Source organism: Bartonella sp. DGB2, assembly GCF_046843095.1.
In the GTDB taxonomy this organism is placed as follows: domain Bacteria; phylum Pseudomonadota; class Alphaproteobacteria; order Rhizobiales; family Rhizobiaceae; genus Bartonella.
Genome location: NZ_CP177325.1, coordinates 362,792 through 377,127 on the forward strand (window position 1 = coordinate 362,792; position 14,336 = coordinate 377,127).

Below are 14,336 nucleotides of genomic sequence, written 5' to 3' on the forward strand. Positions count from 1 at the left end.
CATTTTGTTATACCATGCATACTAATATAGCGATATATTTACCTATGAATCGGTTAAAATAGCATGACACCCAAAAATTTATCTCCGCAAATTCAACGCTTGCTTGAAATTATGGCGCTTCTACGTACACAAGAAGGTGGCTGTCCTTGGCATCGCAAGCAAACTTTCCAAACCATTGTCTCCTATACGTTGGAAGAAGCGTATGAGGTAGAAGACGCCGTCGCCCGCCAAGATTACGTAGATTTATGTGCTGAGTTAGGTGATCTTCTTTTTCAAGTCATATATCACGCCCAGCTTGCCGAAGAAGAAGGATATTTTTGTTTTGCCGATGTAGCGGAAGGGCTTATCAAAAAATTAGAAGAACGCCACCCTCATATATTTGGCACTAAAGAGCAGAGGCAAACAGGCTTTGATCCTGACCATTGGTTTAAAATTAAAGCTCAAGAAAAAGTGAAGCGTTACGCGGGCCAAGCCGTAACCCTTGAAGATCCGGGAGGCTTTTATCTAGATTGCGTTAAGCGCATAGGTCCCGCTGACAAAGAAGCCTTAGCCTTGCAAAATCAAGCAGCGCAAGTTGGCTTTGAATGGAAAAACCTGCCTCCAATTATAGATAAATTTGTTGAAGAATGGGGGGAGTTACAACAAGCTATCAAAGAAGGCGTTGAGGAAGACATTGAAGAAGAGTTTGGAGATTTATATTTCGCCCTTCTTAATATAGCGCGGCGTTTAAAAATTGATCCCGAAAAGGCTCTACGCCATTGTAATGAAAAAATGCGCCGCCGCTTTGGTATTATAGAGCAGATACTCAAACACCAGGGTAAAACCCTAAAAAATAGTACATTCAAAGAAATGGAAGCCTTGTGGCATACAGCTAAACAATTAGAATCTAAAAGCCTACCCCCATCGCAACATGCCTAAGATTATAGACTGATATGAGATTAAGCTGCAGTATTTAATGGCCACGGAAGGTGGAAGAAAAATTTTTTATTTTTAGTCTTGCCTTTATAGCTTCTCTCCTTTAGTTCTCATCAGTGTTCGGAGCGTAGCGCAGCCCGGTAGCGCACTTGACTGGGGGTCAAGGGGTCGTGGGTTCGAATCCCGCCGCTCCGACCACGATGGTTCCCCGCTTTATTTTCCGCTCTTTGCTTTTTCTTGCTCAGCTCGCATGCGCTTTTCAAGCTCCATTTGTTTTGCTTGTACGGCCTGTTGAAGTTTTTTCTGTTCTGCTACGAAATCCTGTTCTCGTATACCGGGTCCATTATAAGCAGCACTAAAGCCTTTTAGTGTAATATCAATAGGATTTGGGGTGCCCTGAAAATTGATGGTTGTAACTTTCATCGTAGCGCCATTTTTCATGGCCATGACCAATGCATCATCCAAAATATCATTCGCGATACAACTTGGCCCATTGCAGACTACATAGGGAATGACCTTATTAAAATTATTTCCAATCTGAATCCGCACCCCTTCTGGCAAAAAACGACCCGTAGGCACTTGTACGCCAATGCGTTTTTCATTTTGTTTACCTTTGAGCTCTACAAGGTTCACAACTGTTAACGGTTGACCAGTATTTGAGACTACCGTGTTCATCGTATTACAAATATCAACATCTTGTTGCTTATTGCATACTTTATACCAACCCTGAATAACGCTTTGCGCGTTAGCAGGAGCATGAATTCCAACTATTAGCATAGCTACAGTAGCAAGAACCGATAAAACGGCTGTTCTTTTTTTTAAGTACATAATCACAGCGATCCTTTCAATGTCTTTAAAGTGAAAAAGGTTTTAAACACAGTGTCCTTTACTATGAGGTGTTTTGCAACACTTTAAAAAAGTTTTACCAATAATAATACATAGACCTTGTCGATAGAAATTTTTCGCGTTATCTGTGTTATTGCTTTTACACAACGCCTCCCTACCATTTAGAATAACTTTTTATATAGCTCTATGCTGCAAAATTACAGAGGTGGGCTTAAGCGAAACGTGACATGCTAAAAATGAAGGGATACACATTATTCTTGTGTTTCTTACCGCCGCTAATGACCTTGCAAAAGAAATAAAAAAGCACCACTAAAACCTTTGGTTTCTGCGCCAAAAATTGGTATATAGAAAAAGCGATATAGCTTTACTTAGTTTTATCTAATACCAACCGACTGCAACCTGTGCTTCTTCTGACATGCGATCAGGTGTCCATGGGGGATCAAAGGTCATATTCACCGCGACATAGGATACACCTTCTACACTTCCTACTGCGTTTTCCACCCAACCAGGCATCTCGCCTGCTACAGGACAGCCGGGCGCGGTAAGGGTCATGTCAATTTTTACGGTTCTGTCATTTTCAATATCCACACGATAAATCAAGCCAAGCTCGTAAATATCTGCAGGAATTTCGGGGTCGTAGACGGTTTTTAAAGCAGCAATGATATCCTGTGTCATTCGCTCCAGCTCTTCTGCGGGGATACTTGTCGCTGTACTGCCCCAAGAATCTACTGATTCTACATTTATTTGTGCTTTTTGGGGATCAATCATGAAAAAAAACCTTTGCCTTTTGCAAGGCATCAACTAATTGGTCAATATCATCACCGTTATTATACATGGCTAATGACGCGCGGCAAGTAGAGGTAAGAGAAAATTGGCTAAGCAAAGGTTGTGCGCAATGGCTTCCAGCCCGAATTGCTACCCCCTGCCTATCTAAAAATACGGCAATATCATGGGGATGAATACCTTCCATGGTAAAGGAAATGATGCCGCCTTTGGAAGGAGATTGGCCATAAATTTTTAAACCTTTAATTTGGTTGAGCTGATCATGAGCATAGGCTAAAAGCGCATCTTCATGAGCGATAAGTGCTGCGCGATCTTGCCCCATTAAGTAAGTAAGCGCAGCATCAAGACCTACCGCTTCAGCAATAGGCGGAGTGCCTGATTCAAAACGATGTGGCGGCTTATTATAAGAAATATTATCAACCGTTACGTTTTCAATCATTTCTCCCCCGCCTTGAAAGGGGCGCATCGCCTCTAAATATTGAGTTTTTCCGTATAAAACCCCAATGCCCGTGGGGCCATAAACTTTGTGGCCAGTAAATACATACCATTCACAATCTAAATCTTGTACATTTATTACTCGATGAACTGCCGCTTGCGACCCATCCAATAAAACGGGGATATTGGCTTGATGCGCGAGAGTGATAATCTCCTTTACGGGTGGGATGGTGCCTAAAACATTAGACATATGGCAAAGGGCTAGCAATTTTGTTCGTTCGTTTAAGTAATTTTGCACAGTATCAAGATGTAATTCACCATTTTCATCCACAGGAATGAAACGCAATTTTACGCCTAAACGTTCTCGCAAAAAATGCCAAGGCACGATGTTCGAATGGTGCTCCATAATACTGAGTAAAATTTCATCGCCTTCATGTAAATGCTTCATAGCCCAGCCATAGGCAACAAGATTAATGGCCTCGGTGGCATTTTTGCAAAAAACAATTTGCTCTTTTTTTTCGGCTCCTAAAAAGCATTGTGCTGTTCCACGCGCTTTCTCATAGGCATCGGTAGCGCAATTGGACAGAAAGTGTAAACCGCGGTGAACATTGGCGTAAGCTGTGGTATAAAATACCTCCATCGCCTCTAAGACAACGCGCGGTTTTTGCGCAGAAGCGCCATTATCAAGGTAGGCCAAACGTTTACCATAGATATGGCGAGCCAAAATTGGAAACTCTTGGCGTATTTTTTCTATATTATAGGGTTTTACCATCATCGGCCTATATCACTATACATAGCGAGTGAGCCATGTCTCTACTTTATTTTCAAGAATTGAGCGCATGCGTGTTTCTTTCATTGTGTCTAATAATTCTGCCATAAAAGCCTTTACCAATAAAGACCGCGCGGTGCTTTCATCAATACCACGAGCAAGAAGGTAGAAAAGATGATCTTCATTAATATCAGAAAAGGTCGCCCCATGCGCGCAAGCGACGTCATCTGCAAAAATTTCAAGTTCTGGCTTGGTATTAAAAGTCGCTTTGTCCGAAAGTAATAAGCTATTGCATGCCATACGCGCGTCTGTTTTTTGCGCTTCTTTAGCCACTTTAATCAAACCTTGAAACGCACCATAGGCAGAATCTGTCACTACATTACGAACTAATTCGCGTGAAGTTGTTCCTCGCGCCATATGTTCGATGGTTGTCGTTAGGTCACTATGGCTACGCTCTGCCAAAAGATTAAGAGCGCGCAATTGAAAATCCGCTCCGGCTGCCACAAGAACTACATTTATTTCGTGTCGGCTTATGGCCCTTGCTTGGTTGATGAAGTAAAGGTTCAGTTGCGCATCTTTAGCTAAGCGAGCGTTAAGTTTGCGTAGCTCCACGCCCCCTTCTACAGAATCTGCGATAATTATCCAATCAACTACCGATCCCTCTTCAAGACTCAGCTTTGTTTGGCTAGTTAATAAACGCGCGCCGCTTGCGCTGCAATAACGTTCTATAATCATTGCACGGCTGTTAGATTGGCAGGTAACATGGGTAAATCCATGGCTTTGTCCACTGGCATAGGTGTTCTGTAATTCGAGAACTACTGGTGCGCCAGCGCGTAAAATAATATCCTGTCCCTCTGTCACAAAAGCACTATTAAATTGCCCGATAAAATCCTCTCGCTTCAATTCATCGGGCAAATAAGGCGCAAGTGCTGCCCCCTTCAAGGGTTTGGCTTCAAAATATGCGCCCTTTTTAACAGGAATGGGTATACCATTATGGCTAGGTACCACAAAACTTTCTTTCAAAAAAGGCGCTATTGTGGTGGAGCTCTCCCCCCCAACTGCCCATACAGGGATGGTATTAAGCAAAACACGTAAATCCGTATAATGCCAATATTCTCTTTTGCGCGAAGGAATCCCATATTGCTTTAATAGATGTCGAGCTGCCCCTTGCTTTGGATGTAGCGCGTTTCCTTTTGCGATTTGATCCATGAGAACCGTTTCAGCTAAAGTGAGATGGGGCGATTGATTGCTCATTTTGTGCCCCTATGCAGCATCGGTGATAATATCAGCATAACCGTTTTCTTCCACATAAAGAGCAAGGTCTTTCGCTCCGCTTTTAATGATACGTCCTTGGTAAAGAATATGTACACGATCAGGGATTATATAGTCCAGTAAACGCTGATAATGCGTGATGACTAAAAAGGCACGCTTGGGATCACGCAAATGGTTCACCCCATCAGCAACAGTTTTTAAAGCATCTACATCAAGCCCTGAATCAATTTCATCCAGAATGCATAAATGCGGCTCTAATAGCGCCATTTGTAAAATTTCCGCTCGCTTTTTCTCGCCCCCTGAAAAGCCTACATTAAGCGGACGCTTTAACATATCCATAGACATGTTTAAATCAGCTGCCGCTGCCTTTACTCGCTTTAAAAATTCAGGAATTTTAAGAGCTTCTTCTCCCCGCACCTTACGTTGAGCATTCATAGCTACTTTTAAAAATTCCAAGCTTGCAACCCCCGCAATTTCCATCGGGTATTGAAATGCTAAGAATACACCCAAAGCAGCGCGTTCTGAAGGGCTCATCTCTAAAATAGAGCGGCCTTCATATAGGATTTCACCTTTGGTTATTGTATAGTCACTACGGCCTGCTAAAATATAAGAAAGGGTAGATTTTCCAGAGCCATTGGGCCCCATAATAGCGGCCACCTCCCCCGCCTCAATGGTTAAGTCTAGCCCCTTGATGATTTCAGTACCATTTGCTGTAATCGTTGCGTGAAGATTTTTAATTTCTAGCATTTTTATCCGTTTCAAAGCGCGGCTTGCACTCTTTTTATCCAACACTGCCTTCAAGGCTGATACCGATTAACTTTTGCGCTTCAACTGCAAATTCCATTGGCAATTCTTGGATGACCTCTTTCACAAAACCATTCACAATTAAAGCAATTGCCTCTTCTTCAGGAATACCGCGTTGCATCACATAAAAGAGCTGGTCTTCAGAAATTTTTGAAGTAGTTGCTTCATGTTCAAATTGAGCGCTTTTATTGCGGCTCTCAATGTAAGGAACCGTGTGAGCTGCACAAGCATTACCCACCAGCAAACTATCGCACTGAGTAAAATTACGAGCATTGTCCGCTTTCTTATAGGCCGTTACCTGACCGCGATAAGTGTTACTAGAAAATCCTGAAGAAACAGCTTTAGAAATAATCCGACTTGATGTGTTAGGAGCCAAATGCACCATTTTGGTTCCTGAATCTATCTGTTGATGATCATTAGAAATAGCAATGGAATAAAACTCCCCGCGCGAGCCTTCCCCGCGCAATAGACAAGAAGGATATTTCCATGTGATCGCTGATCCAGTCTCCACTTGCGTCCATGAGATTTTAGACCGTTTTCCGCGGCAATCTCCCCGCTTTGTGACAAAATTATAGATTCCGCCTTTGCCATCTTTATCGCCAGGATACCAATTTTGTACCGTAGAATATTTTATCTCTGTATCATCCAAAGCAATTAATTCTACGACCGCTGCATGTAATTGGTTTTCATCGCGCTGAGGAGCTGTGCATCCTTCAAGATAAGAAACATAAGCCCCCTCCTCGGCAATAATTAACGTACGTTCGAACTGCCCAGTATTGCGTTCATTAATTCGAAAATAAGTTGAAAGCTCCATAGGACAGCGAACACCCTTGGGGATAAAAACAAAGGAGCCGTCAGTAAAAACAGCCGCATTAAGCGCAGCATAAAAATTATCTCCCGCTGGTACAACGGAACCTAAATAAGTGCGTACAAGATCGGGATATTCTTGAATGGCTTCTGAGATAGAGCAAAACAAAACCCCTGCCCGTGCCAATTCCTCGCGGAAAGTAGTGACAACGGAGACAGAATCAAAAACCGCATCTACTGCTACTCGACTACGCGGAACATCTCCACCTTCTTCTAACGTTAACGCTGGCTCAGGCTTTTGAACCCCCGCTAAAATCTCTTGCTCATATAGGGGGATTCCCAATTTTTTATAAGTTTCCAAAAGGACCGGATCTACTTCATCCAAAGATTTTGGACCAGCTTGGCTTTTAGGAGCGGCGTAATAATAAATATCTTGGAAATCAATTGGGGGGTAACGCAACTTAGCCCAATCAGGCTCTTTCATATTAAGCCAACGTTGATATGCGGCAAGCCGCCACTCTAGCATCCATTCGGGCTCGTTTTTCTTAGCGGAAATAAAACGGATAATGTCTTGGTTTAAGCCTTTAGGCGCTTTATCACTTTCTATTTTTGTTTCAAAACCATATTTATATTGATCTACGTCAATATCACGCACTTGGCGTATGGTTTCTTCTACAGCAGGCATTTGCGTTCTCCATCCTATCCAGTTTCAAGGGCTGGTAGTTAAAGGCTGTCATTCATTATGCGCTATTTATAGCAACAAAGCATAAACATTAAAAAGCGTAACATGCTTTTGCGTTAAGATGACTATCTTAGTCAAGCTTCTGCTTTTTAAAACAGTTCTAAACTTTTTTGCAAGCCCTGTTCATTTATTTTAGCATTTTTTTCAACGTCTGTAAAAAGGCATCAATATCAGTAAAGCTTACTTCTCCCCCCAAAGAAACGCGCAAAGCTCCGCTGTGTTCCTGCACGCCCATGGCGGTTAGGATAGAACTTTTCGTTACTTTACCAGAAGAACATGCCGAGCCAGCCGAGGTGGCAAACCCTGCAAGATCAAAGCCGATTTGAGCTGTTTCAGCCTTTAATTGTGGGATGGAAAAATAGCTTGTATTCCCAAGCCGCGGCGCCTCTTGCCCATAAATAGTAATGTGGGGTACGCAAGCTTTCAAGCCCTCTTCGAGATAATTGCGCACCGTTTCAATGTGAGTCATAGAGCGATAAGCCTCATTATCGCTAATGGCGGCTGCAAATGCTGCCGCCAAAGGGGCGGTTTGGGTTCCTCCACGAAACCCATTTTCTTGACCGCCACCTGCTATGAGAGGGGTAGGCATTAGGCTGTTGCCCAATGCAACCAAAGCGCCAATTCCTTTTGGTGCCCCAATTTTATGGCCAGAAAGGATAAAAAAGTCACCACCAAATTGGCTGATATTAAGCGGTAATTTGCCAAAATATTGCGCCGCATCTACTATTAGTACACCGCCATATTGTTTTACAAGGGCAGCGACCTCTATTAAGGGTTGTATAACGCCTGTTTCGCTGTTGGCTGCTTGCACCGCTACCAAGGGAAGACCTTCTTTATTATCATGGGTTTTGAGTCTTTCCTCAAGATGATCAAAACAAAGGCAACCATCAGCCTTTAGTTTGATAGTACATATATTAATGGATGAAAACCGTCCCCCCGTTGCTATAGCTGGGTGCTCTCCTGCACTTAAATAAAGCTTTGAAAAATATATCTCAGCACGCCCCATTTTGTAATAGGGTGTAAGAAGGGTGGCCGCAGCCTCGCTGGCACCTGAAGTAAAAATAATGTTTTGAGAATCAACAGCAAGATGCGTTGCTAGCGTTCGCCGCGCCTTTTGTAGCAAAGCCTTTGCAGCGCGACCTTCTTGGTGAACAGAAGATGGGTTGCCATAAATATTAAAGGAAGCCAACAATGCGGCTTGAGCGCTCTGGCTGAGTGGGGCTGAGGCGTTATAATCGAAATAACGACGTATGATCGCCATAAAGGGCTCCGCTTATCATTTAAGGTTATTTTTGGTGAATTTACGCAATTTTCTTGAAAACCACCCCTAGAAGGGGCTATCTAGCAAAAAAGTGAATGAGAAGTTTCCTAATTTACCTTGAAGCCCTACTTGGGTCAATGACCGCTTTGTAGCTATTTTAAAGGAGCGCTATATGCCAGAAGTCATTTTCAATGGTCCAGCTGGCCGTCTTGAAGGACGCTATCAGCCATCACCAGAGAAAAACGCCCCTATTGCCCTTATCCTTCATCCACATCCACGTTTTGGTGGTACAATGAACAATAAGATTGTCTTTGACCTTTTTTATATGTTCCAACAGCAAGGATTTACAACTTTACGTTTTAATTTTCGAGGAATTGGACGTAGCCAAGGGGAGTTTGATCACGGATCGGGTGAGCTTTCCGATACCGCCGCGGCGCTTGATTGGGTGCAATCATTACACCCTGATTCGAAACATTGCTGGGTGGCAGGTTATTCTTTTGGTGCATGGATTGGTATGCAACTTTTGATGCGCCGCCCAGAAATTGAAGGATTTATATCCGTAGCTCCTCAGCCTAATATTTATGATTTTTCTTTTCTTGCCCCTTGTCCTTCTTCTGGTTTGATCATTCATGGCGATGCTGATAAAGTAGCCCCCGTCAAAGATGTCCAAGGCCTTGTAGATAAATTAAAGACCCAAAAGGGAATTATTATTACGCAAAAAACCCTCGCCGGTGCCAACCATTTCTTTCAAGGTCACACAGAAAAATTGATCGAATCTTGCTCTGAATATCTTGAGCGCCGCTTGGCCGGCGAATTGACAGAGCAACGCTTAAAACGCCTGCGCTAAAACTTCCGACCCTTACGATTGTTTGAGATATATTATGGCTGTCTTTAAATCTGAATTTCTTCATACCCTGTCTGAACGAGGGTTTATTCACCAAATTTCTGATGAAACAGGGCTTGATACCTTGCTATCTAAGGGCACAGTTAATGCTTATATTGGCTTTGACCCTACCGCACCTAGTCTACATGCAGGCAATCTTATTCAGATTATGATGCTTTATTGGCTACAAAAAACAGGGCATCGACCAGTTACTGTCATGGGAGGCGGCACTGGTATGGTGGGCGATCCATCCTTTAAAGATACAGCGCGCCAGCTTCTCACTGAAGATCAAATTTCTAACAATATTAAAAGCATACAACAAATTTTTACCCGCTATATAGACTTTAGTGATGGAACCAACGGGGCGTTTTTATTAAACAATGCTACATGGTTGTGTAATTTGAACTACCTTGAGTTTTTACGGGACGTAGGCCGATACTTTTCTGTTAACCGAATGTTATCGTTTGATTCGGTCAAATTACGGCTTGAGCGCGAGCAGTCTCTCTCGTTTCTTGAATTCAACTATATGCTTTTACAAGCTTATGATTTTGTTTTTCTCCATAAATCTCACGATGTAAGGATGCAAATAGGAGGCTCTGATCAATGGGGCAATATTGTAAATGGAATTGAGCTCGGTCATCGCATGGGCTGCGCTCAACTCTATGCTCTGACAAGCCCGCTTTTGACTAGCGCCTCTGGTGCTAAAATGGGTAAATCCTTGGGTGGTGCGGTTTGGCTCAACCAAGATATGTTTTCGCCTTATGATTTTTGGCAATACTGGCGTAATAGCGAGGATGCTGATGTAATTCGCTTTTTAAAGCTTTATACAGTCTTACCTATGGGTGAAATTGATCGCCTGAGCGCTCTTAAAGGTGCTGAAATCAACGAGGTAAAAAAAATTCTCGCCACTGAAGTGACAAGCCTCTTACACGGACGAGAAGCAGCTCTCTTAGCCGAAAAGACTGCTCGCCAAACTTTTGAGGAAGGCTCTACCGCTCTCAGTCTACCAACCATAAGTATAGCACTTAATGACTTGAGCCAAGGTATGGGTGTTTTGAGTCTGCTCGTTCGCGCTGGGCTTGCTAAATCCAACAGTGAAGCCCGTAGGCACATCCACGGGGGAGCGGTTAGGGTCAATGATAAGCTTATCAGTGATGATAATTTTCAACTGTATGATGCTTTATTGAATGAGATGGGAATTATAAAACTCTCACTTGGCAAAAAAAAGCACATATTGCTTAAAGCAGAATAGCCATTATTTGAATTCAAATATGGAACGAAAGATACCAGGGGCAATGATAGAGATCGGGTTGACCATAATTTGAGGGCGACGTAAAGAGCCCGTGATTTTAAAAGTTAGGCCTATAAGTCCCCGATCTTGTCCGTTGCCTAAAAGCGGACCAACAAGAGGTAAATTACTGAAAAGACGATTAAGCCCATATGCTGGCATGAAGGTTCCGGTCATATTCATATATCCTTGCGCATCATATAAAATGCCTTGGGAGATCGCACCAATATTTGGTCCTCGCAAAATTCCCTTATTAATTATAAAAGAATCATCGCTTTTGCTAATTTCTGCATAAAAAATATCAAACTTAACAAGGCCGCTATCCATGTTTTTGTTGAGGGCATCATTCAAACTTCTGCTACTACCTTGAGGCGTTTCATCAATAAAATTAGATAACCGTTGCTCATTGCGCAGAACAAAATCTTGAATTCGTATCGCTCCAGTCCATGGAGCGTTAGAAGCGGCTTGAAAATTGGCTATCAATTGCCCACCATCAACCTTTTCATAGTAATTCATAAAGCGCAAAAAAGCACCAGCGTCATTACTTTGTATATTGATAACTTGTTGGCTTTCTTGTGTAACCACGGAGACTTGCGTTAGCATGCCGCCTTTAGTAACAGCATTGAAATTACTACCTCCTCGGGTGGTGAAGTGTGCCTTGACCTTCTGTAATTCTTCTTTCCCGAAGCCTATTAACGTATCAATTGAAGCATCAAGGGTGAAGGGAGTAGGTCGGAGCTCTGAAAAGGTTTTTTGTCCCAAATGCTGAATCAGAGAGCGCGCATCATATTTACTTCCTTGTACACTAAGGTAGTACCCATTTTCCTGCTCTTTTAATTGAAAACTAATATTATCGTTCGCGTTTAGGTTTGCCTTAGAAAAATCTGCACTTACAAGGTGTTTATCTTTAATGTCCAGAGAGCCCTGAATAAGAGTATGCACGCCCGTGAGCGCAAAATGTTTAATACTAAAGGTACGAGCAGTAGTAAAATTTGCGGGTAAATTAAACTCAGCACTCATGTCGATGTTGGCCCCTTTTTTCCAACCAAGGCCAGGGAATTCTAAGGTTGCAGAAGACAGATCGGTCACCACATTCCAATCTCCATCACCTACTTGATTGGCTTTGATAAGGGTTGGCCCTTTGATGAGTTCATTCAAAGCAGGGAAATATTTAGCGCGCAACTTGTCATCTGCGCTTAATTCGATTGTTTTCTTAGTAAGAAACGTCCCGTTTTTAAAAAATCCTAAAACAGTAAATTTCATCATTGCATTGTTAAGCGTTCCTACTCCTTCAATCTCTACCTGGTTGGGAGAAAGTTTAGCATAGCCGCTTACATTGCTTACTTGCATACCATCTATTTTTTGATCTAAGGAAAGCTTGTTGAAATGTAAGTTGACATCATAGTGTGGCTTTTGGGGTACAAGGGAGGGCTGCGTTATGCTATGTGCATCAGAACTGTTCAGCGCAAAACGCAAATTAAGGTTAAGATCAACTTCACCACTTGCTTTTTGTGAGTTGAATGGCAAAAAACGCTGAGAATCAATGGGTTTACAGCCTATCAAAGCACCCACAGCACCTACACTGCCCTTGATATTGGTAGTGAGGTCTGCATAAATAAATTCTGCATCTCCCCATGGGATGGTAAGCAGACCCGTAGATAGGTTGACTGATGAATCATCAGATAGATAAATCGTCCCTTGATTAAGCGAAAGAGCGATCGTACTCCCTTCAATGGTAATTCGACCGCTAGCCTTGCTCAGTGGCGGTAAAGTGCCCACTAGATCAGAACGTGTATTAACAATATCTGCAGTTAGGCGCATTTCATCAGCACTTAAAGGCTTCATAGCCCTCTTAGCATGAAATAAATCAAGTGGCAAAGCCAATTCTAGTTGCGCATTGCGAAGCTGGCCGCCAAAAATATGAGGTAAAACCCAACGGCGAGCACTATTGGCAATGTTAACTGGCCACAACTGTTTAGCATCGGCGATACTAAGCTCTTTCGCATGCAATAGAAGGATTGTCTCTGGTGTGCCTTGGCCAAACCTCAAATTACCCTCTCCAAATATTATCCCGCTTGGAGTGGTAATGTTAATTTCAGATAAAGCTATTTTATAATCACTGAGACGGTATTTGCCAACAAGCCGACCCGAAAAAACAAGAGCGCCTTCGGGAGATTCTTGTGGCGCCGATATAGCGTTTTTGATCTTAAGATCAAAACTATAGTCATAAAGTGGCTGCTTTTCTTCGTTTGCTTTCATAACGAGAGCTATTTCGCCGCTCAAAGGTAATTTTAAACCACCAACTGTAAAAAAAGAAGGAAGAATTACGGCCTTATCGCTACCAATTTCGTGATAAGCTTCTACTAAAAATTGTGTCGGCATATCTTGGGCAGCGCCTACATCCATCATTCCTTTTGTCATATTAATACGCAATTGAATAGACGTTGGATTTTTATCAACAGGGCGATTGATTTCTCCATGAAAATTCACAAGACCCTTCACGCGCAAATACCCATCATCTACGTGGCCAGAAGATAAATAAGGTATGGCGCTGTCTTTGTCTCCTAAGTGCAAGGGCAATCCCTCAACATCCAGACTTATATCAGCGAGTTTTCCATCGTTTCGTAAAGAGGCCGCGCTGGTAACTCTTAATAGTTGTTCATTCCAAACGATATTTGCGCTTAGATCCGCTCGTTTCGCCATGGTTGAAAGCTTAACTTGCCTCAGAGTAATAGGATTGCTTTTCGCCGCCCCCATAATATGAATATTGTCTAGCATAACTGTATCAAGGGAGAGGCGGCGAATGAAGGCCAATCCTTCATCTAAAGCAGTAAGGCTTTCTGAACTCATTGCATCTATATCAGGGCGATTAAAGCTATTAGAAGATAATTTTTGAAAAACCGACAATCCTTTTGAGCCGAGATTTAAATCAGCATCACTCAGCATAATTTTGTGAATATGAAGTACGCCCAAAAAAAGCGAATGTATGGAAATTCCTAGCTGGATGCGGCCGATTTTATCATTTGAATCGCGACCTTGAAGAAAGCGCATATTTTCTGCCACCAGAACAAGGTGATAATCTTGATCTAATGACAGACGAGCCCGTTCAATCCGAACTTGACCCAGCATTGTAAGCCGATTCTCTAAAATTTTCTGTATTTGGGCTGTGATATAAGGGGTTTCAATGCCCCTCTTAAGGGCTATAAAAAAAAAGCTTATCATAATCAGAAGTAGAAGCGAAATACCTGTCAGGGTATAAAAAACCTTGCCACGCCTTTTGTCAGGTATGGGATGCTTGAAATCGTTTCCTAAACGCGTCCCAGAACCATCTTCAATAGCAGAAGAGTACAACAGATCAGAGCCGTCTTGGTTCTGATTATTAAGAAGGTATTTATCAGACAAATCGAAGCTTCCCGCTTTTGGCATACGCCTTATAAAAGCAAAACCCAGCAAAAAAATACAGCATAAAGTTTCTCTACGTCATTAAAGAAAAATTGCACTGCGCTTACTTTGACTGAATCTGCTTAGAGG

The 14,336-nt window shown here is 42.5% G+C and carries 11 protein-coding genes and 1 tRNA gene; 4 read left to right on the top strand and 8 right to left on the bottom strand.

Features of this window, described 5'->3' with window-relative positions:
• Positions 1–63: 63 nt before the first annotated feature.
• Both mazG and ACK28X_RS01840 read left to right on the top strand, forming a co-directional pair.
• Entirely contained in the window at positions 64–918 is an 855-nt protein-coding gene (gene mazG, locus ACK28X_RS01835; protein WP_412057991.1) for a nucleoside triphosphate pyrophosphohydrolase, read from the top strand.
• Positions 919–1,036: 118 nt separating this feature from the next.
• Positions 1,037–1,113: transfer RNA gene (locus ACK28X_RS01840), tRNA-Pro, on the top strand.
• A 15-nt stretch (positions 1,114–1,128) separates the two neighbouring features.
• Here ACK28X_RS01840 and ACK28X_RS01845 read toward each other — a convergent pair.
• From ACK28X_RS01845 to ACK28X_RS01875, 7 genes are all read right to left on the bottom strand, one after another.
• On the bottom strand, positions 1,129–1,743 hold the full coding sequence (locus ACK28X_RS01845; protein ID WP_412057992.1) for an invasion associated locus B family protein: 615 nt from the start codon (positions 1,741–1,743) through the stop codon (positions 1,129–1,131).
• Positions 1,744–2,139: 396 nt separating this feature from the next.
• Positions 2,140–2,529 carry an SUF system Fe-S cluster assembly protein gene (locus ACK28X_RS01850; RefSeq protein ID WP_412057993.1) on the bottom strand — a complete coding sequence of 130 codons (390 nt, stop codon included), beginning with the start codon at positions 2,527–2,529 and terminating at the stop codon, positions 2,140–2,142.
• Entirely contained in the window at positions 2,522–3,754 is a 1,233-nt protein-coding gene (locus ACK28X_RS01855) for a cysteine desulfurase (protein ID WP_412057994.1), read from the bottom strand. The genes ACK28X_RS01850 and ACK28X_RS01855 overlap by 8 nt, the downstream gene beginning before the upstream one ends.
• Before the next feature lie 12 nt (positions 3,755–3,766).
• Positions 3,767–5,002 carry a Fe-S cluster assembly protein SufD gene (sufD, locus tag ACK28X_RS01860; RefSeq protein WP_412057995.1) on the bottom strand — a complete coding sequence of 412 codons (1,236 nt, stop codon included), beginning with the start codon at positions 5,000–5,002 and terminating at the stop codon, positions 3,767–3,769.
• 9 nt (positions 5,003–5,011) lie between these two features.
• Positions 5,012–5,767 (bottom strand): Fe-S cluster assembly ATPase SufC, encoded by a 756-nt coding sequence (gene sufC / locus ACK28X_RS01865; protein ID WP_412058264.1) that lies wholly within the window; start codon positions 5,765–5,767, stop codon positions 5,012–5,014.
• A 34-nt stretch (positions 5,768–5,801) separates the two neighbouring features.
• Positions 5,802–7,316, bottom strand: coding sequence for a Fe-S cluster assembly protein SufB (gene sufB, locus ACK28X_RS01870; RefSeq protein WP_412057996.1), 1,515 nt, complete (start codon positions 7,314–7,316; stop codon positions 5,802–5,804).
• 184 nt (positions 7,317–7,500) lie between these two features.
• Positions 7,501–8,634, bottom strand: a complete 1,134-nt coding sequence (locus ACK28X_RS01875; RefSeq protein ID WP_412057997.1) for a cysteine desulfurase family protein — start codon at positions 8,632–8,634, stop codon at positions 7,501–7,503.
• 172 nt (positions 8,635–8,806) lie between these two features.
• Between ACK28X_RS01875 and ACK28X_RS01880 the strand changes: the two genes are divergently transcribed.
• Both ACK28X_RS01880 and tyrS read left to right on the top strand, forming a co-directional pair.
• Positions 8,807–9,481, top strand: a complete 675-nt coding sequence (locus tag ACK28X_RS01880; RefSeq protein WP_412057998.1) for an alpha/beta hydrolase — start codon at positions 8,807–8,809, stop codon at positions 9,479–9,481.
• A gap of 34 nt (positions 9,482–9,515) precedes the next feature.
• Positions 9,516–10,769: a tyrosine--tRNA ligase gene (gene tyrS, locus ACK28X_RS01885; protein ID WP_412057999.1), complete on the top strand. Its 1,254-nt coding sequence runs from the start codon at positions 9,516–9,518 to the stop codon at positions 10,767–10,769.
• A 3-nt stretch (positions 10,770–10,772) separates the two neighbouring features.
• Here tyrS and ACK28X_RS01890 read toward each other — a convergent pair whose 3' ends face one another.
• Positions 10,773–14,207 carry a DUF3971 domain-containing protein gene (locus tag ACK28X_RS01890; protein WP_412058000.1) on the bottom strand — a complete coding sequence of 1,145 codons (3,435 nt, stop codon included), beginning with the start codon at positions 14,205–14,207 and terminating at the stop codon, positions 10,773–10,775.
• Positions 14,208–14,336 lie beyond the last annotated feature (129 nt).

Bases quoted from the DNA above. Each gene is read 5' to 3' on its own strand.
- mazG (WP_412057991.1), top strand. From the start codon at position 64: ATGACACCCAAAAATTTATCTCCGCAAATTCAACGCTTGCTTGAAATT.
- ACK28X_RS01880 (WP_412057998.1), top strand. From the start codon at position 8,807: ATGCCAGAAGTCATTTTCAATGGTCCAGCTGGCCGTCTTGAAGGACGC.
- tyrS (WP_412057999.1), top strand. From the start codon at position 9,516: ATGGCTGTCTTTAAATCTGAATTTCTTCATACCCTGTCTGAACGAGGG.
- sufC (WP_412058264.1), bottom strand. From the start codon at position 5,767: ATGCTAGAAATTAAAAATCTTCACGCAACGATTACAGCAAATGGTACT.
- ACK28X_RS01850 (WP_412057993.1), bottom strand. From the start codon at position 2,529: ATGATTGATCCCCAAAAAGCACAAATAAATGTAGAATCAGTAGATTCT.
- ACK28X_RS01845 (WP_412057992.1), bottom strand. From the start codon at position 1,743: ATGTACTTAAAAAAAAGAACAGCCGTTTTATCGGTTCTTGCTACTGTA.
- ACK28X_RS01875 (WP_412057997.1), bottom strand. From the start codon at position 8,634: ATGGCGATCATACGTCGTTATTTCGATTATAACGCCTCAGCCCCACTC.
- ACK28X_RS01855 (WP_412057994.1), bottom strand. From the start codon at position 3,754: ATGATGGTAAAACCCTATAATATAGAAAAAATACGCCAAGAGTTTCCA.
- sufB (WP_412057996.1), bottom strand. From the start codon at position 7,316: ATGCCTGCTGTAGAAGAAACCATACGCCAAGTGCGTGATATTGACGTA.
- sufD (WP_412057995.1), bottom strand. From the start codon at position 5,002: ATGAGCAATCAATCGCCCCATCTCACTTTAGCTGAAACGGTTCTCATG.